The following is a 15,570-nucleotide window of genomic DNA, read 5'->3' as shown; positions in this document are numbered from 1 at the left end:
AGAATAGTGTTGAAATTGTTGTCCCTTTCTAGCCATAAAAAATCCCCTCCAAGTATAGTGTAACAGCCAAGATATGTTCTTGGGCTTTTTACACTGTCTACTTAGAGGGGATAATATCAGCTGGCGGCTTTTTACTTTTGTCGATGTCGATGACGTTTTTTTAGCATCATTAAAAAACCAAACGGTAGAACACCAAATAAACGCTGTGAAAATGGCAATTTTGTCATCATTTTTTCTTGTTTATGCTCTTTCCGTTCGTCACGTGGTGTATTCATATATTTAATGATTTCCTGTGTCATATATTTTACATAGTCATTTGTTTTCAATGAACACTCACCTCTTCTTGCTTAAAGTGTTACCAAGAAGAGCATGATTTTATACACTGGCTACTCGGGAAATGTCCATTTGATGATTTCACCTGTCTTCCAATCCATCACCAGTTCCCGCTCATCAGCTAAACCATCCTTTGTTTTCACCTTGATTAAAATGCAGACAAGCTTTTTCTTTTGATCGCAACCGATCTGTTTCAGTGTCACACGGCCCTCTTCGGTGTCAACATGGGCTTTTTTCTGCTGATCACAAATACGATTTAATTTGCTTGCAGCTTCACTTACACCAATTCTAAACAACTGCTGTTTTTTATAAAAAGAAATCGTAAGCTCTGTACTTTTTAATTCTTTTTGAAGCCCGATCGACATTGACCCTAGGATCAACAGAAATAATAGAATTGTAGCAAGTACGTGCGGATAGATAAATCCTTTTTCACTTTTCACGTTTTAGGAACCACTCCTTTATAGGTAAAAAAAACGGCTTCATACACCTTACCAGATACATCTGTGACTTCGAGTATTGTTGTTTGCTGAGCCGTTCTTACACGAAATTGTTTTACCTTTTGCAATAAAGGAAGATGCCCTGCCTGATCCATTCGTTTCCGCAGTATCTCTTGATATGGCTCAATTGTTACCACTCGTCCTTGATCGGAGATATACTCTAACGCTTTTCCTTTTTTCACAGCTCCAACAGCCACTGCACGATTTAATTCTTCCTCTAATTGCAATACCGTTTGCTTCCATTCCATATGTGAAAATTGGTTGATTTCTTCAAATGGATGAGCTTTCTCAGCAACAGAAAAGATCAGCACACAGCCAAAACAAAGGATGAGATATAGCTGCATTTGCCACAGCGCTTGAACAAGTGTAAAACCCTGTTCATCGCTTAAAATAATGGAAGCAAATGGTCTGCTTTTTTTGTACTTTGTATGATACACATCCCTTCTGTTGACTCCAATTGAGTTCATATGTGACCTCGCCTCGTTTCTTATTGACGGTTTGCTTTTTACCTTCTATGAAAGCTTCGTTCATATGTTCATGTAAAACTTGGTAAGCTTCAAGTTTTGCTCTTAATTCTTTTTTCCCTATAATTAGTTTTTCATAGGTTGGCATGAGCACAAGAGCTGCAAATAGGAAGATATGGCTTGCAAAAAGCATCTCAATCGTACTAAACCCTCTACTGTTTCTGAACATTGATCCGACCGCTCCCTAAATAGATCGTGAGTTTATATGTTTGACTACCAAATTGAATAATAAGAGACCCACCACTGCTTGGATGTCCGTTTACATTAAAATGGATACCCTGTGAAAATGTAGAATGCTTGATGAAGCCTTTTGTGTGCTGATTAGAAGCAATCACCTTATCACCATTTTGATCGATTACTTCATAGGATACATGTTGCGGATGAATCTCAACCTTCACTCGGGTTTTTTTTATAAAGGCCGTATAAGAAGCAAATTGTAGATCCTGTTTGATGATGTTCACTTGTTTTTTTGCTTCAGCACTTTCTAAAATGTTTGGAACTTTTTCTCCTACAATCGATAAAAGGATAGATAAAACAAGTAAGATCATAAGCTGCTCAATGAGCGTAAATCCCTTCTCATGTGTCATCAATTTATTCATTCTTCACATCGCCATTTTGAATGACAATGGCTTTTCCATTAGGACAAGTTAACCCCTTTTTCACATAGCCTTCTTTTTCTAATTCAGCTAATGATGGCGTCTTTCCGTCATGCTCTAATTCATATGCCATCACCTGTGTACTTACCATTGATTTCAGCCCTTCACAACCCTTTGCTTGAATGCTTTGGTGGTGGCGTGTGATATTTGGAATGGTAATCAATAAAAGAATTGAAATCACGAGCATGACAATTAACATTTCTAACAGCGTAAATCCTTTATCATTCATACATCTGTCCTCCTTCTCACACTTGTTCCATTAGTTGATACATTGGTAAAAGAATAGATAGATACACAATTAGTATGAGGAAAGCTGTCAAACCATATATGGCTGGCTGCAGCCATGAAACCCATTTCTCAATTTTTAACTCTGCATTCTCTAATAAAAATTGACTATACGTGTACATTTCTCTTGCAAGCATCCCGCTTGCTTCCCCATGCTTGATCACAGCTGCAAAATGTCTTTCAAAAAAAGGAGACCCGCTTACTTGATGTTCCATGGTTTCTCCATTTCTTAAATCTCTAATCATCTGTTCAGATATTTCTTGAAGAAAGGGTAAATAGCTTTGCTGTTTAAAAGCTTGCAAACTTTCGTAAATTGATAATCCAGCTTGTAGAAGTCCGCTTAGCTGAAGAGAAAAAAGATAAGTATGCATCAGTTGCATCCCTTTATATAACATCGGCAGCCTGCTTATGACTCTCAGTTTCTCAAGGGTCGATTTTTTCTTAAAAAAGACATAATAATATCCAGTCAGACAGATACACATACAGGCTATGATGAGCAGGAAAGCATATAGAAATTGAAAGAGTCCAAACATCCCTTGGATCAGCCATGACATGCGGGAATCCATCGATGAGTACAATAGAGAAAATTGAGGGATGATCATCTGCTGAACAAGTATCAGCACAACCAAGACCGTAAAGATGAGGAAAATCGGGTAACGTAACATGCGTTTGAACGTGTCTAACTGAAGGACTTTTTTCTCTAAAAAACGTGAGCTTTGTTCAAGAGCGCGTGCTAGGCTGCCATGCTTCTCTGAAAAACAGAGAATAGCGATGACTTCTCGCTGAAAATGGAGTCTCTCCAATACAACATAAAAAGGCTCCCCTTCAAGCAACAACTGAATGCCTGGCGTTAATAGCATCTGTTGTTTCTTCGTTAACTGGATATTCACCATCGTTAATGCATCAATCAATGTATATCCAGCCTGAATCAATTGAGAAAGTTTTGATAGAAATTCAGCTTGATCCTTTCGAGACCATGCTTTAGAGGTTCGCTTCTTCATAAACCCAGCGATGATATGTGTTTTTCGATAAATAGCCTAGTGCCACTCCTTTACGAATTAATCTTTGCAGTGTTTCATATGACGAGTGAGCGTATTCTCCTTTGGCCTCCTTGATACACTCATCAAGCTTCTTTCCATAAAGCAATTCAAATACATTTGTTCGTCTGATCGGTCGATTTAATTTGCAGTAAAGCTGACATGTTTCCCCGCAAAAAGGACACGTCAGTTCAATTAATCGCTGTGCAGCAATTGCGACCATTGTTTGTTCAAGTTCATTCATCGTCACACCAAATTCAATCATTCGGTAAAGGGCACCTTTTGCATTTTTAGCATGCAGTGTACTCATGACCAAATGGCCCGTCAGTGCTGCTCTAATTGCCGTTTTTGCTGTTTCAGCATCTCTTATTTCCCCTAGCACAATCATATCTGGATCATGTCTTAAAATGGCGCGTAAACCAGCTGCATACGTGATGCCTGCTTTTTCATTTACTTGAACTTGTAGCACCTCTTCATTTCTTGTTTCCACAGGGTCTTCAAGTGTAATAATATTTCGATTAAAATGATTTTTTGCAAACTGTATCAATGAATAAAGTGTTGTTGTTTTCCCTGAATTTGTTGGGCCTGTAAATAAAATGAGTCCGTGTGAATGATTGAGAAATGATAATAATCTGGCTGAAGCTTTCGGGAATAACGACAGATATTTTGTTTTTGGCACATGATCCTGTGGTAACATCCTAATCACCAAACTTTCATCATTCACAGTTGGTAATGTAGACATCCGCACAAACACTCGGCCGGTTCTTAGCATAAAAGCCAATGACCCGTTTTGTGGTCTCCTTTTTTCACCGATATCCATGGAGGATAAAAATTTAAAATGAGCAATTAACCTCTCCCCGGTCTTTTTATCAATCTTTCGCTGTTGAATTAAATCTGAGTCTACCCGGAAAGAAACCAAAGCTTCCTTCTCTCTCGGGACAATATGCAAATCAGAAGCCCTCATGTGGCATGCTTCTTCTAGTAGCTCTTGTCCTAAATATTCAATATCATACAACTGGCTCACTCCTTTCTCTGATCATATTGTAAGATGGAGAAACCTGACTGACAAAAGCGTATTTGATGCTTTTAATGCCTGAAAAAGCGTTAAAATCATCAACACATGATGTATTTCAATGAATGTAACAAAAGATCATATCAAAAAACTTGACTTTTACAAGTACAGGTTTTTTCATCATGTTGCTTCTTGCTGCTGCTATTCAAAGATACGGAATCCTCTTTTTTCTAAAGCTTTTGCAAGGCTATGTTCCGTATTTACTTTTGAGAAATCAAGGCCTAGTTTCACAACAGTATGCCTGAAATAATGGTCTCAATTCCTAGAATCTTCTCCATCTAAATACCATTGTATCAATGACTGGCACGCCGGATATATCAATAAATAAATGCGTCAGACGCAGCCTTGAAGCTTGCTCTAGCACGGGCTCCAAAATAATTTTGGCCTTGTACGTATCAATTTCTCCGATCCGCTACATAATCCCGATCTCTTTTGATACTGGAATAACAGGTGCACTCAGTTCTTGGATCATTTCTCTTTGTGCGTTTAACTGATTCAGTGTGACGCGGTCATATTCTTCTGATAAACGCTCGATCATATCATCAAATGTGGAGTGAAAATGCTGTTTCCACCTGCAAACATCTTGAATCACTTCAAGTTCTGTTTCTTGTGTGAATTTCTCAATTCTCGAACAGAAAATGTGCGGAACACCTTAAATTGTCCATAAAGATACCTATATTTCATTTTGCTCCTTTCGCTCCTTTTTCACTTAAAACTAAGGACAAACAAACTTTTATGTATAAATTTGACCGCAGATGGTGAACAATATCATTACACATTTGATATTGGGCTATAGCCAAGTGGTAAGGCAATGGACTTTGACTCCGTGATCGTTGGTTCGAACCCAGCTAGCCCAGTTCAAAAACGAAGACGGCTGAAGCATGTTTCAACTATCTTCGTTTTTGATTAGGACACTGATTGATGAATCGTTTTCTTTTTTGAGATTTTTATGAGTTCCCCAGGATTATAGCCAATAACTAATTTATTCCCATCAATGATGATCGGTCTCCTGAGTAACTTTGGTTTTTCAATGAGAAGCCGAAGGACTTCGTTTACTTTTAAATCATTAATATTTAAATTTAGACTTTTAAATGCTTGGCTTCGCGTTGCTAAAATTTCATCCAATCCCTCTGTTGTTAAGGAAAGAATCTTTTTTAATTCATCTAGCGTTGGCGTTTCTCTGAAAAGGTGACGCTCTTTAAAATCAATTTGGTTCACCTTTAACCAATGTTTTGTTTTGCGGCAAGACGTGCAGCTTGGGTATGAATAAAAAGTAATGTCACTCATTAGTCTTCCTCCTTAGGTGTTAACCTCTCCTCTTATGAAGTAAGTACCCTCATGTATTTGGGCATAAACACTTTTTATCAATTTTCAAATTTTCTCCTCTTGCTAAATAAATGTTCACAAGATATCAAAAATGTAAATGTTTACATAACAAGTGACTATCAGCTATAATATGAATCAAAGGGGTTTTTTAAGGGGAGGAAAAGAAATGAATCGCATGTTCCGAGTGCTTGGCTTTTGGACGGGTATTTTTGCTGTCATGTTCTATTTAGGACATATGAAAGATGCATCCTTACTGTTCTTCGGTCAAACCGTTCTTTTTGTATTTTTATCCTACTTGAATTTATCTGAAAGAATGTATATTTACATTTTCGGAGCGTACTTGACAATTTTCTTTGCCGGATTTACATATTATTCGATTTTCATCATGGTTCCCGGTACCGGACATTAATAGAAAAAAGCATCTCTTCTTATAGAGATGCTTTTTTCATGCCTGTGTTTAAAGTGAAAATCCATTAATAAACGGATTTTGCTCCTGCTCTGTCAAAACAGTCGTTTCCTCCCCATGTCCACTTAAAACAAGGGTTGATTCTGGCAATGATAACAATTTGTCATGAATCGATTGAAGCAATACTTCCTGACTGCCTCCCACTAAATCTGTTCTCCCAATGCCGCCTTGAAATAATGTGTCACCAGAGATGACAAATCCTTCTTGCTTCGAATAGTAAGACACACTGCCTGGTGAATGCCCGGGTGTATGGAACATTTCCAATGTAAACGATCCGATTTGGAGTGTTCCTTCTGACGTAATCAGTTTTTCAGCTTTTTTGACAGTAATTCCATTTTTAATCAATCGAGCTGAACCGTTTAACTCAGCATTCGTAAGCCATTCTTTTTCCTCTTCATGTACATATAGTGGCAATCCCCATTTTGCGCGCACCTCATCTGCCGCACCAATATGATCAAAATGGGCATGTGTCAGTAAGATAGCGAGCGGTGTTAGCTTTTTTTCTTTCACATAGGAAATCAGCTTTTGTGCTTCACCGCCCGGATCAAAAATTAAGCATTCCCTCTGCTTATTTGTCCAAATATATGCATTCGCTTGTACATAGCCTAGTGGCATTCTTCTCCAATTCATTTTCATCACCTACTTTATTCATTCTTTTTTATTATGAAGGCTATTCGATAAAAATTCAAACAATCGTCAACTTGAATCTACTCGACAAGATTTATGAAAACGGTTAAAATGAAAAGAAAGGAAATCAAGGGGATTGATGACAAAGGGGGACTTTCATATGATACTCGTCATTATTTTTGGTCTAGTCACGATTTTAGCTGCTCTCGGCATCTATCGCTCACTCAAAAAAGTGAACGTACTTGCCATCGCTTTTGCTGGCGCTACATTTTTGATTTTTGGATGGTTTACCGTCATGACCATCATCTATAGCGGTTATCCAACTGCACATTAAAAGCCTGCATATATCGGGCCATTAAATTGTTGACAAAGGGCTAAAATCGTCTTATTTAGCCCTTTGTCTTCCGTTCAGCGTGATAGAAAACAGAAAACCCTTGAAGTCTAGGAAGGACGAGCACCGGAGCGGAGCAAATGACATATTCGTGAGCACCGGCACGCAGAACTGACAACGAATGCGAGGGTTTGACTTCACGCTGAAAGCCTGTAAATAGCAGGCTTTTTTTATTGATTTAAGTGTTTATTCACACTTTCTAATTTGCTTGTCAGGGTTGTGGTTTGATCCCTTCTGTCATCTATGCGGATATTGGTTGCTACTCGGTGTAATCCCTTTTCAAAAGGTGCTTCATGGATTCGTTGAATGACCTCGAACAAAACGGATAATTCACCTTCAATTAACGTATTCATTGGCGTTAACTGATATTTGATTTTCCCTTCTTGTTGAAATCCTTCTAAAATCTTTTGTACATCTGCTACATATACACTCACGCTTGGTGTATCTGTGCCTATTGGAATGATGGTGACATCTGCAATGGCCATGTTTCTTGCTCCTTTCAATCAAAACCTCATTTTTACTCCTCATTGTAAATGATTCAAAAAAGCCATCCTCACACCACAGTAACCGTCACAAGCCGTATGACATGATTTTCTGATTGGATGGTTGCATTCGCTTTTTGTATCACGTACGGCTCAACGATCGCTTGAGGGACAAAACTGACCGCAATAAAAAACGTGTCCCTATTGCTCCTTTCCCGCCTAGCACTAAAAAAAGCCACAAGATGGCGTTAAAAGAGAAACAATTAAGAGAAATTTTGCACATTTTAGAAACAAATAAGTAAGTGAAATTTCTTTTCCACAGGCTTTGAGCACTCAATGATCGACATCTTCCCAAATACATATCCTTTTTTTACATCTACTTCTTTCACAATAACTTACAAGGGGGCATTCTCAAGCAGTTCCACGCTGCCTTTATTGACCATAAGAGATTGAATTGATTTATTTTTAACATTTACACGCTTCCCATAATAACCGTTTTGTTTTTTCATAAATCGAATCAAATTGATTCATTGAAAGAGGATTCTTCCCCAGGCCAAGTTCCACTGTGTAGCCCTCACTTTGAAATTGATATATAAACCAATCACGATAGCCTGCATAGCTATCAAGATATTGAATTGGTTTGTAACCGCTCACCCGTTCTAATCGTTCGACTGTTTCTTTTGACATTACCGGTTCGTGACCGAGAAAGCCCCAGTATATCTCTTCTCCTTGTGTATGAAGGGCGATCAGCCTGTCAAAGCGCTTGCGTAACGCAAGATTTGCCATCGCTTTGGCTTCTGGTTCCGTTAACGGCTGATGTCCAGGAAAATCCCTATAAGACGGAGCCTTCGGCTGATTACGATAGTATTCAATTTCCCAATAGGCAGGAAATTGATTGTTTAAATCAACACCTCGAATATTCGCCTTCCATTCTTGATAATCAGAAAACCCACCATTCAGCGGTCTAAACTCTTCATCGCTTAGACCTAGTGATTCTGGACCATTGCGAACCAAATCCACTCCATCTGGATTGACCATTGGCACAATAGATAAAGCCGTGGTTTGCAGTATACGTACCGCTTCATCATGTCTTGCTTGCACTGGATCACACGCTGCTAAACAAAGTGATTTCAGCCATTTTAATAAAACAGATGTGGTGATCCATTCATTTGCATGAAAAGAGGCATTAAGATGAATAGAATGTAAATACTGAACAGGCTCTGTACGGATTTCATAAATAGGAGTATCGAGCACTGAATGACCAATCACATTGATATGAAGAAAAGGAAAAACGGCCTTCAATTGTCTTAGCTCCTCCTCTAAGGCAGCACTATCATATTCATATGGTCCATTCATCCAATCATCTGATTGCTGCAACCGATGAGGCGCAATGAATCCCTTCATAAGACTTATAGAATGAAATGCATGTGTTCCTTCCGGGAGTCTATATCCTGGTAAAAAAAGAAGATTGGCACTTGTTTGATTGGATAAATGGAAAGCTGCGTCCCCTATGCCAAGCCGTTTTGCCACATCATCTATCTTGACATCTTTCAGCTGCCATTTAATTTTTCCAAACGATGTTGTCTTCATTTACATCCCCCCTCTCATACTATATGAGTTAATATGCAAAAAAGAAAACCTCCGCTTTTAAATAACGGAGGGTTTTCTCATAGATTAGGATGCCTTTTTCAGCTTAACTTCATCTTCTTTTTCCGACGGTGAATGGTCCGAGCTATTCCTGTCATAAAATCTAAGGAGATCCCCATAAATAATTTGATCAGAGAATTGAAGCTCTTGCTTTGCCTTTTCTTCATAAGGCTGACAAACGGTTTTATCATCTCTTGGCTCGCCCGTTGCTTTATTGTAACAAACACCATCTGTGAAAATGCTGTCCTTCGTAATAAAGCTTCCATCACGAAGAACAGTGAAGTCATTCGTATCTTTTGATAAAAGATCATGACCGAATTGAATTTCCTTACTTGTATCAATCCCTAGAAGATTCAACAATGTTGGACGAATATCCACCTGCCCGCCAACCGTATCAATTTCTTTCGGATTCTTATCAGTTATACCTGGAATATGAACCAAAAATGGCACTTTTTGAAGCTGAACTTCTTCAAATGGGGTAATCTCTTTGTTTAAGAATTGCCCCATTGCTTCATTGTGGTTTTCTGAGATTCCGTAGTGATCTCCATATAAAACAAAAATGGAGTTATCGTACAAACCTGTTTCCTTCATCTTTTCAAAGAAAAGCTTAAGTGCCTCATCTTGATATCGTACTGTAGGGAAGAACTTATTTAACGTTTTGCTCTTCGAATCATATTCATCAATCAGCTTATCTTCTTCGTCTAGATCAAACGGAAAGTGATTCGTTAATGTAATCAATCTCGTATAGAAAGGCTGCGGTAAAGACTTCATCAATTCAGCTGACTGTTCGAAGAACGGACCATCTTTTAGTCCCCATCCAACTGAGTTCTCTTCATTCACATCAAATGATTTAATATCAAAGAACTTGTCGTAGCCAAAGCTATCATAGATCAAATCACGGTTCCAGAAGCTTTTGTTATTCGCATGAAGGATAGAAGAATGGTAGCCCTCATCCTTTAACAGCTCAGGTGTAGCTGTATAATCATTATTTGGGTTTGTAAAGAACACAGCCCCTCTTCCAAGTGGATAGAGAGAATTATCTACAATAAACTCTGAGTCAGATGTTTTGCCTTGACCTGTTTGATGATAGAAATTGTTGAAATTGTAACTTTTCTTGATTAATGAGTTCAAAAATGGGGTAATCTCTTTCCCATTCAGTTTTTCATTAATGACAAAGCTCTGAGTAGACTCAAGGGATACAAGAATGACATTTCGCCCTTTTGCTTGACCAAACGTCTTTTCATTGCGGTCTGTTTGATTGGCACTTACATAGTTTTCAATTTCAGTTAAGCTATTGCTGTCAGCAAGTGCTCGTTGTGCGGATTGCTTCGATTGCAAAATTCCATCATAAATATGGAAGTTATATAAGCTGATATTTTTCACTAGCATCTCACGATCAAATGAACGAGTTAGCAATTCTGGTCTTTCAGTCTCAGCCAAACCGAGGTTAAAGAAGAAAATGGCTGCAACAAATAAATAATATACTGCTCGTTCCTTTCGTGAAATCATGACATCCGTTCTAAAGGATGGCTGTTTTTTATATAGCCAAATTAAAATGATAATATCAACGAACATCAGAAAATCTACTGGTTCAATTAAAGTGGTAATACTTGACCCAAGGTCACCCATATTATTTGTTTGAAATAGGACGGGGATGGTAAGAAAATCACTATAGAATCGATAAAATACAATGTTGGCTAACAAAATCAATGTCAGGATAAAACTCATCACGATGATATATCGATTGCGATTTTTTTCTTTCAAAAATAAACCGATACCGAAGATAAACAAGAGAAAGCTAAGCGGATTAATAAACAGGATAAACTCCTGCATGAAATTTTCAATTTTGATATTGAAGCTAGATTTATAGATAACATAGGTTTTGACCCACATTAGCAATGTCGCAATCAGTAAAAATGAAATCGCCTTTAATCTTTTCTTTCGCATTGTAACCTCCTTATGCTAAAACGCACACAGGTTAGGGACATGCCCTAATGATTGGTGCTTCTTCGAAAATAACTAAAGTATATCTTATCCTGTCTGTGCTGGAAAATCAATGTCTTTTTCCCCATGACAAACTTATGAATATGCTAAACATTCAATTTCATGCCCATATATCGCTTTTTTAATAAAAATGACATCATTATGACATTTTTGTTGAAGACACCCACTTGTTGCGTGCCATCCATGCACCGCCAATGACGCCTGCATCATTTCCAAGTGATGCAATCACAACTTCTACATCTTCAGCACAAGGCGGGAATGCATGATGTTTGACCACACGCTCTACTTTACTGCGAAGAAGCTCTCCTGCTTTAGAAACACCGCCACCGATGACGATTTTTGTTGGGTTTAAAGCACTGGCAAGATTCGCTAGTACAAGTCCAAGATGTGTTGTCACTTCTTCTACAACACGCATTCCAAGATCATCTTCGTTATTTGCCGCCTCAAATACAGCCTTAGCAGACAGCGAAGTGAGTGTGCTGAGTGAAGAAGTATGTTGCTCTGTTTCTAATTTATCCTTTGCAAGCCGAACAATGCCGGTTGCAGATGCAATGGTTTCAATACAGCCCGTTCTTCCGCAGTTACACGGTGCTCCCTGAAATGGAACTGCACAAACATGTCCAATTTCTCCGCCAGCACCTGTTTCACCTTGAACGACTTCTCCATTCACAATGATGCCGCCCCCTACACCTGTGCCTAGTGTAACCATGAGAATATTTTTAGCACCATCTCCTGCACCTTTCCACATTTCACCGAGTGCAGCCATGTTTGCATCATTTTCGATGACAGATGGAAGTCCCGTCTCTGCCTCTAAGTGATCTTTCAAAGGATAGTTTGTCCAGCCCAAATTCGTTGTTTTATAGACAATTCCGGATACTTTATCGATTGGTCCAGGTGCCCCCATTCCTATACCAATGAGAGTCGATTTTGGCAAACTGATCTCAGCCAGCTTATGGTCAATTGATTTGGCAATATCAACTGTGATCGTCTGACCAGATTTATCCGTAGGAATCTCCCACTTATGCTGAATTTCACCATAGAGATTAATAAACGCAAGCTTAATTGTCGTACCACCAAGATCAACACCTACAAACAAATCCCCTGTCATATACACTCCCACCTTCACATGGTTTTTCGATTTAATTTGGCTAGCTCCATTTGAAGAATGGTCATTGCGTTAGACCATTCGGTCCGGTCTATCATTCCCGATGTATACATTTCCTTCAACTCATCCGCCATAAATTCTAATTCCACTTCACGATCTCCGAAATACACATAATTTCCAAATCTCATGAGCAGTTGCTGTACATCATATAACGTTTTCATTAATTTTCACCATTTCTTTAAATCAACAGATAGGATAAGCGTATTCATAAATACACTTTCAGTCAAGTGATTTAACGTGTTTGCGTGTTTTCAATATATTGCTTCAGCTTTAAAAATTGATCATTTTGAGGATCTTGCTTTAACGCGTCTTCAATTCGTTCTTCTGCTTTCACTGTATCCCCTTTTTTTTTGCATATACCAATGACAAATGATACAGTTTATTCGGTTCATTTGGATCTTTTTCAAGCGACTTTTGAGCTGCGCTTCAGAGAGTGCATAAATATGAAGTGTAAGACTATCTATAACATTCATACGCGCTCCATTTTTTACATTATTATAACAAGAATCGTTGTTATACGCATTTCTGAACAAAAAAATCCCGGCTTTTGCGGGATTAAAATGCTTGGCGAATAAATTTCGTCCGAAAATATGGGATTTTGACCAGCCACTTAATTAAAAAGTGACGCACTTGGTTTTGACCTAATATTAAATTCATGAGCCGATAACGATTTTGCACAAGTACAAACGCAAACAGTGTGAACACAATGCTCCAAATCATTTTATTCATGATATTCCCTCCTATGTTTGTATCGTGGCTTAAATAGGATTGGTTTATGCATGAACATCCTTTTTTGTCGACAAGCGATCATCTTGAGATTTACTTTGCTTTTGTGATGCATTATCAACACAAAAAGTCCGCTCTTCATGTGAAAGTAGCGGACTTTTACTTTAGATAGAATGTACCTTTTTCACTCACAATCATAGACACAGGTATGTCATGCGTTTCAGCCGGCACATGCTCTATTTGCTGTACAGACAAGCAAAGAGCGAGCGTTACGCCGTGATAGTCAGCTAAGTATCGGTCATAATAGCCGCCCCCATATCCAATGCGGTAGCCTTTTTGATCAAAGCATACACCTGGCACTATCATTAAATCGATCGCCTGTTTATGTACATCTGCAGAGGTTTCAGGGTCTGGTTCTGTTAGTCCAAAATAGCTGGATTTCATTTTGGTGTGCGGCGTATATTCATAAAACGTCATATCTTTCGTATTAGGAAAACAGGTTGGCACACACACTGTTTTCCCCTCCTGCCACGCCTTTTTCATCAGAGGTCTTGTAGATACCTCTTTTGCTCTGGACATGGTCAGCGCAATCGTTTTCGCCTGTTTCCATGCTGTTAATTGAAACAGATGCTCATACAGTAAAGCCGTGTTACGCTCAAATTCTTCAGGGCTCATCTGATCCAGCTTTGCTAATATTTGAAGCCGCAGCTCTTTTTTCACACGGATCATCTCCCATCATAAAAAACAGCAGGAAAATTCCCTGCTGCTTACTTTGTTTCACGATGTAAAGTTTGTTTTTTATCACGTGAGCAATACTTTTTGAATTCAACGCGATCTGGATTGTTTCGCTTATTCTTTTTAGTAATATAGTTACGCTCACCGCATTCAGTGCAAGCTAGAGTAATATTTACGCGCATGTTTTTCCCTCCAAACTAAAATCAATTCACATTCAGACCTAACTATAATACCACTTCTAGCTTAGGAATGCTAGAATGTTTTTTTCATCAAATTTATTTTTCAAAGCATTCCCATCTCCCTTCTCCTCCTTGCACTGTCATTTGATGAATAATCGCTTACTCCCCTATAAAAACTCAACCTTTATCGTACTGTATACATGAGAACCTCTCTTCTATCCACAGTCTTATTTTATTTTGACAATGAGTGAGGTTTTCATACTCATTTCACCTGTAAAAAGAAAAATGATGAAAAAAAGGTGATTTTCTTCAGCAATTCCTTTTGAAACTAGCTTTTTTATGGTATAAAAAAGAAGGGTCGAAAACTGTCTGAAACAATTATGAAAGTCTTTTTTGACTTTCAGCATTAAAATATGAATAAAAGGTGATGAAACATGGAAATTGCAATTATCGGATTGCTTGTTATCAGTATTGTACTGATCGCATTCTCATATTTTCAAAGAGAACCGATTAAAGAAGTAGAGCAGGAACTTGAAACACTTCAACTATCTGCAATGCAAGAAATCTATAAACTGAAAAAGAAAATGAAGGTTCTTGAAGAAGAATTACTTGAAACAAATATCGTTGTCCGCAAACATTCAGAAATTGATCCATCAATTGCGAGACAAATCATTTCAAAACATCAAAATGGCATGTCTGCTGAGGCGATTGCACGCGCAGAGCATGTGTCTGTAGAAGATGTCAACATGATCATTAAAGACAACGAGAGGGTGCTTGTATGACAAAAAAAAGCATCCAAACCTTTGCAGCGGGTATGATTCTTGCAACTGGTGTTCTAGCCATCGTGTTTTTTCTCACTGGAAAAGATGAAGCAGCAGCTGATACAACAACAAAAGAAACCCTCGTAGCTAAAGTGACAGACACTGACGTGAAAAATTATTTAGACTCTAAAAAAGAAGTATCCATCAGCCGTGAAACGTATCAGCAGCTTCTTGATTATAAAGAAAAAGCGCTGAAGGCAAATGAAGACGGCGATTCTAAGAGCGACAAACAAACAACAGAAAATCCAAAGAGCAAATCTATAAAATTCGTAATCAAAAATGGCATGAGCACAAGTGATGTTTCAGACATGCTTGAAAAGGACGGAATCATTAACTCGTCTAAGGATTTTAATGATTACGTGATTGACGCAGGCTACCACAAAGAAATTCGTGCCGGCAAATTCAATTTAAAAACAGGTATGACGTTCAAACAAATCGTCAAAGTCTTAACAAAATAACAACAAAAACCCCCTGGCGGCACGGGACTGACCCCCGTTTTTGAGACAGGGATCAAAACACCTTTATACAGCCAATTGCCGATAGTTTATCGGTGATTGGTTGTTTAGTTTTGTTTGAATACGAATGTTGTTATAATAA

General features: G+C 38.3%; 23 protein-coding genes, 1 tRNA gene and 1 pseudogene. 5 read left to right on the top strand and 20 right to left on the bottom strand.

Annotated features, from left to right (window positions below):
- Positions 1-131: 131 nt before the first annotated feature.
- From LC033_RS15445 to LC033_RS15410, 9 genes and pseudogenes are all read right to left on the bottom strand, one after another.
- Positions 132-326 carry a YqzE family protein gene (locus LC033_RS15445; protein ID WP_226569941.1) on the bottom strand — a complete coding sequence of 65 codons (195 nt, stop codon included), beginning with the start codon at positions 324-326 and terminating at the stop codon, positions 132-134.
- A 60-nt stretch (positions 327-386) separates the two neighbouring features.
- Positions 387-773 (bottom strand): competence type IV pilus minor pilin ComGG, encoded by a 387-nt coding sequence (locus tag LC033_RS15440; RefSeq protein ID WP_226569939.1) that lies wholly within the window; start codon positions 771-773, stop codon positions 387-389.
- On the bottom strand, positions 770-1,297 hold the full coding sequence (gene comGF, locus LC033_RS15435) for a competence type IV pilus minor pilin ComGF (RefSeq protein ID WP_226569936.1): 528 nt from the start codon (positions 1,295-1,297) through the stop codon (positions 770-772). The genes LC033_RS15440 and comGF overlap by 4 nt, the downstream gene beginning before the upstream one ends.
- Positions 1,209-1,487 carry a type II secretion system protein gene (locus LC033_RS16920; RefSeq protein WP_264188785.1) on the bottom strand — a complete coding sequence of 93 codons (279 nt, stop codon included), beginning with the start codon at positions 1,485-1,487 and terminating at the stop codon, positions 1,209-1,211. Before LC033_RS16920 ends, comGF begins: the two co-directional genes overlap by 89 nt.
- Before the next feature lie 19 nt (positions 1,488-1,506).
- The gene (gene comGD / locus LC033_RS15430; RefSeq protein WP_226569934.1) at positions 1,507-1,953 is read right to left on the bottom strand and encodes a competence type IV pilus minor pilin ComGD; all 447 of its coding nucleotides are present in this window, start codon (positions 1,951-1,953) and stop codon (positions 1,507-1,509) included.
- Positions 1,946-2,239, bottom strand: coding sequence for a competence type IV pilus major pilin ComGC (gene comGC, locus LC033_RS15425; RefSeq protein ID WP_226569933.1), 294 nt, complete (start codon positions 2,237-2,239; stop codon positions 1,946-1,948). The genes comGD and comGC overlap by 8 nt, the downstream gene beginning before the upstream one ends.
- A 16-nt stretch (positions 2,240-2,255) precedes the next feature.
- Complete coding sequence (gene comGB, locus LC033_RS15420) at positions 2,256-3,296, bottom strand: competence type IV pilus assembly protein ComGB (protein WP_226569930.1); 1,041 nt, start codon at positions 3,294-3,296, stop codon at positions 2,256-2,258.
- The gene (comGA, locus tag LC033_RS15415; protein WP_226569928.1) at positions 3,277-4,347 is read right to left on the bottom strand and encodes a competence type IV pilus ATPase ComGA; all 1,071 of its coding nucleotides are present in this window, start codon (positions 4,345-4,347) and stop codon (positions 3,277-3,279) included. The genes comGB and comGA overlap by 20 nt, the downstream gene beginning before the upstream one ends.
- Before the next feature lie 198 nt (positions 4,348-4,545).
- A pseudogene (locus tag LC033_RS15410) lies at positions 4,546-5,073 on the bottom strand (STAS domain-containing protein); the annotation flags it as partial.
- 117 nt (positions 5,074-5,190) lie between these two features.
- On the opposite strand from LC033_RS15410, the gene LC033_RS15405 reads away from it, so the two are divergent.
- A tRNA-Gln gene (locus LC033_RS15405) sits at positions 5,191-5,261 on the top strand.
- 49 nt (positions 5,262-5,310) lie between these two features.
- Here LC033_RS15405 and mgsR read toward each other — a convergent pair.
- Entirely contained in the window at positions 5,311-5,691 is a 381-nt protein-coding gene (gene mgsR / locus LC033_RS15400; RefSeq protein ID WP_226569926.1) for a transcriptional regulator MgsR, read from the bottom strand.
- Positions 5,692-5,896: 205 nt separating this feature from the next.
- On the opposite strand from mgsR, the gene LC033_RS15395 reads away from it, so the two are divergent.
- Positions 5,897-6,139: a DUF2626 domain-containing protein gene (locus LC033_RS15395; protein ID WP_003217440.1), complete on the top strand. Its 243-nt coding sequence runs from the start codon at positions 5,897-5,899 to the stop codon at positions 6,137-6,139.
- A 48-nt stretch (positions 6,140-6,187) separates the two neighbouring features.
- Here LC033_RS15395 and LC033_RS15390 read toward each other — a convergent pair whose 3' ends face one another.
- Positions 6,188-6,826 (bottom strand): MBL fold metallo-hydrolase, encoded by a 639-nt coding sequence (locus LC033_RS15390; RefSeq protein ID WP_226569924.1) that lies wholly within the window; start codon positions 6,824-6,826, stop codon positions 6,188-6,190.
- Between the two features lie 157 nt (positions 6,827-6,983).
- On the opposite strand from LC033_RS15390, the gene LC033_RS15385 reads away from it, so the two are divergent.
- Positions 6,984-7,157 carry a DUF2759 domain-containing protein gene (locus LC033_RS15385; RefSeq protein WP_226569922.1) on the top strand — a complete coding sequence of 58 codons (174 nt, stop codon included), beginning with the start codon at positions 6,984-6,986 and terminating at the stop codon, positions 7,155-7,157.
- Between the two features lie 227 nt (positions 7,158-7,384).
- On the opposite strand, the gene LC033_RS15380 is transcribed toward LC033_RS15385, so the two are convergent.
- The 8 genes from LC033_RS15380 to rpmG form a co-directional block, all read right to left on the bottom strand.
- Entirely contained in the window at positions 7,385-7,699 is a 315-nt protein-coding gene (locus LC033_RS15380) for an MTH1187 family thiamine-binding protein (RefSeq protein WP_226569920.1), read from the bottom strand.
- 462 nt (positions 7,700-8,161) lie between these two features.
- On the bottom strand, positions 8,162-9,286 hold the full coding sequence (locus LC033_RS15375; protein ID WP_226569917.1) for a M14 family metallopeptidase: 1,125 nt from the start codon (positions 9,284-9,286) through the stop codon (positions 8,162-8,164).
- A gap of 84 nt (positions 9,287-9,370) precedes the next feature.
- On the bottom strand, positions 9,371-11,290 hold the full coding sequence (locus LC033_RS15370) for an LTA synthase family protein (protein ID WP_226569915.1): 1,920 nt from the start codon (positions 11,288-11,290) through the stop codon (positions 9,371-9,373).
- Positions 11,291-11,486: 196 nt separating this feature from the next.
- Positions 11,487-12,455, bottom strand: a complete 969-nt coding sequence (locus tag LC033_RS15365; protein WP_226569913.1) for an ROK family glucokinase — start codon at positions 12,453-12,455, stop codon at positions 11,487-11,489.
- Between the two features lie 14 nt (positions 12,456-12,469).
- Positions 12,470-12,673 carry a YqgQ family protein gene (locus tag LC033_RS15360; protein WP_226569911.1) on the bottom strand — a complete coding sequence of 68 codons (204 nt, stop codon included), beginning with the start codon at positions 12,671-12,673 and terminating at the stop codon, positions 12,470-12,472.
- A 394-nt stretch (positions 12,674-13,067) separates the two neighbouring features.
- Positions 13,068-13,241 (bottom strand): protein YqgO, encoded by a 174-nt coding sequence (gene yqgO, locus LC033_RS15355; protein WP_226569909.1) that lies wholly within the window; start codon positions 13,239-13,241, stop codon positions 13,068-13,070.
- A 156-nt stretch (positions 13,242-13,397) separates the two neighbouring features.
- On the bottom strand, positions 13,398-13,958 hold the full coding sequence (locus tag LC033_RS15350; protein WP_312887876.1) for a 5-formyltetrahydrofolate cyclo-ligase: 561 nt from the start codon (positions 13,956-13,958) through the stop codon (positions 13,398-13,400).
- Between the two features lie 47 nt (positions 13,959-14,005).
- Positions 14,006-14,155: a 50S ribosomal protein L33 gene (gene rpmG / locus LC033_RS15345; RefSeq protein WP_008360061.1), complete on the bottom strand. Its 150-nt coding sequence runs from the start codon at positions 14,153-14,155 to the stop codon at positions 14,006-14,008.
- A gap of 431 nt (positions 14,156-14,586) precedes the next feature.
- Here rpmG and LC033_RS15340 point away from each other — a divergent pair, with 431 nt between their 5' ends.
- Both LC033_RS15340 and LC033_RS15335 read left to right on the top strand, forming a co-directional pair.
- Complete coding sequence (locus LC033_RS15340; RefSeq protein WP_226569905.1) at positions 14,587-14,934, top strand: hypothetical protein; 348 nt, start codon at positions 14,587-14,589, stop codon at positions 14,932-14,934.
- Positions 14,931-15,431: an endolytic transglycosylase MltG gene (locus tag LC033_RS15335; protein WP_226569903.1), complete on the top strand. Its 501-nt coding sequence runs from the start codon at positions 14,931-14,933 to the stop codon at positions 15,429-15,431. Before LC033_RS15340 ends, LC033_RS15335 begins: the two co-directional genes overlap by 4 nt.
- A gap of 63 nt (positions 15,432-15,494) precedes the next feature.
- On the opposite strand, the gene LC033_RS17425 is transcribed toward LC033_RS15335, so the two are convergent.
- The coding region (locus tag LC033_RS17425; RefSeq protein ID WP_326065740.1) for an IS3 family transposase at positions 15,495-15,570 on the bottom strand (76 nt) is incomplete at its 5' end.

It is taken from the genome of Bacillus stratosphericus (assembly GCF_020524495.1).
GTDB classification, from domain to species: Bacteria; Bacillota; Bacilli; order Bacillales; family Bacillaceae; genus Bacillus; species Bacillus stratosphericus_B.
The sequence above is the reverse complement of the archived record's forward strand: the minus strand, read 5'-3'. Positions and strand labels throughout refer to the sequence as shown.

What these genes read in the sequence shown, in the direction of transcription:
- comGD (WP_226569934.1), bottom strand. Translation starts at nt 1,953, where the DNA reads ATGAATAAATTGATGACACATGAGAAGGGATTTACGCTCATTGAGCAG.
- LC033_RS15335 (WP_226569903.1), top strand. Translation starts at nt 14,931, where the DNA reads ATGACAAAAAAAAGCATCCAAACCTTTGCAGCGGGTATGATTCTTGCA.
- LC033_RS15375 (WP_226569917.1), bottom strand. Translation starts at nt 9,286, where the DNA reads ATGAAGACAACATCGTTTGGAAAAATTAAATGGCAGCTGAAAGATGTC.
- comGB (WP_226569930.1), bottom strand. Translation starts at nt 3,296, where the DNA reads ATGAAGAAGCGAACCTCTAAAGCATGGTCTCGAAAGGATCAAGCTGAA.
- LC033_RS15340 (WP_226569905.1), top strand. Translation starts at nt 14,587, where the DNA reads ATGGAAATTGCAATTATCGGATTGCTTGTTATCAGTATTGTACTGATC.
- LC033_RS15365 (WP_226569913.1), bottom strand. Translation starts at nt 12,455, where the DNA reads ATGACAGGGGATTTGTTTGTAGGTGTTGATCTTGGTGGTACGACAATT.
- LC033_RS15395 (WP_003217440.1), top strand. Translation starts at nt 5,897, where the DNA reads ATGAATCGCATGTTCCGAGTGCTTGGCTTTTGGACGGGTATTTTTGCT.
- mgsR (WP_226569926.1), bottom strand. Translation starts at nt 5,691, where the DNA reads ATGAGTGACATTACTTTTTATTCATACCCAAGCTGCACGTCTTGCCGC.
- LC033_RS15380 (WP_226569920.1), bottom strand. Translation starts at nt 7,699, where the DNA reads ATGGCCATTGCAGATGTCACCATCATTCCAATAGGCACAGATACACCA.
- LC033_RS15360 (WP_226569911.1), bottom strand. Translation starts at nt 12,673, where the DNA reads ATGAAAACGTTATATGATGTACAGCAACTGCTCATGAGATTTGGAAAT.
- LC033_RS15370 (WP_226569915.1), bottom strand. Translation starts at nt 11,290, where the DNA reads ATGCGAAAGAAAAGATTAAAGGCGATTTCATTTTTACTGATTGCGACA.
- yqgO (WP_226569909.1), bottom strand. Translation starts at nt 13,241, where the DNA reads ATGAATAAAATGATTTGGAGCATTGTGTTCACACTGTTTGCGTTTGTA.
- comGF (WP_226569936.1), bottom strand. Translation starts at nt 1,297, where the DNA reads ATGAACTCAATTGGAGTCAACAGAAGGGATGTGTATCATACAAAGTAC.
- LC033_RS15385 (WP_226569922.1), top strand. Translation starts at nt 6,984, where the DNA reads ATGATACTCGTCATTATTTTTGGTCTAGTCACGATTTTAGCTGCTCTC.
- rpmG (WP_008360061.1), bottom strand. Translation starts at nt 14,155, where the DNA reads ATGCGCGTAAATATTACTCTAGCTTGCACTGAATGCGGTGAGCGTAAC.
- comGC (WP_226569933.1), bottom strand. Translation starts at nt 2,239, where the DNA reads ATGAATGATAAAGGATTTACGCTGTTAGAAATGTTAATTGTCATGCTC.
- LC033_RS16920 (WP_264188785.1), bottom strand. Translation starts at nt 1,487, where the DNA reads ATGCTTTTTGCAAGCCATATCTTCCTATTTGCAGCTCTTGTGCTCATG.
- LC033_RS15390 (WP_226569924.1), bottom strand. Translation starts at nt 6,826, where the DNA reads ATGAATTGGAGAAGAATGCCACTAGGCTATGTACAAGCGAATGCATAT.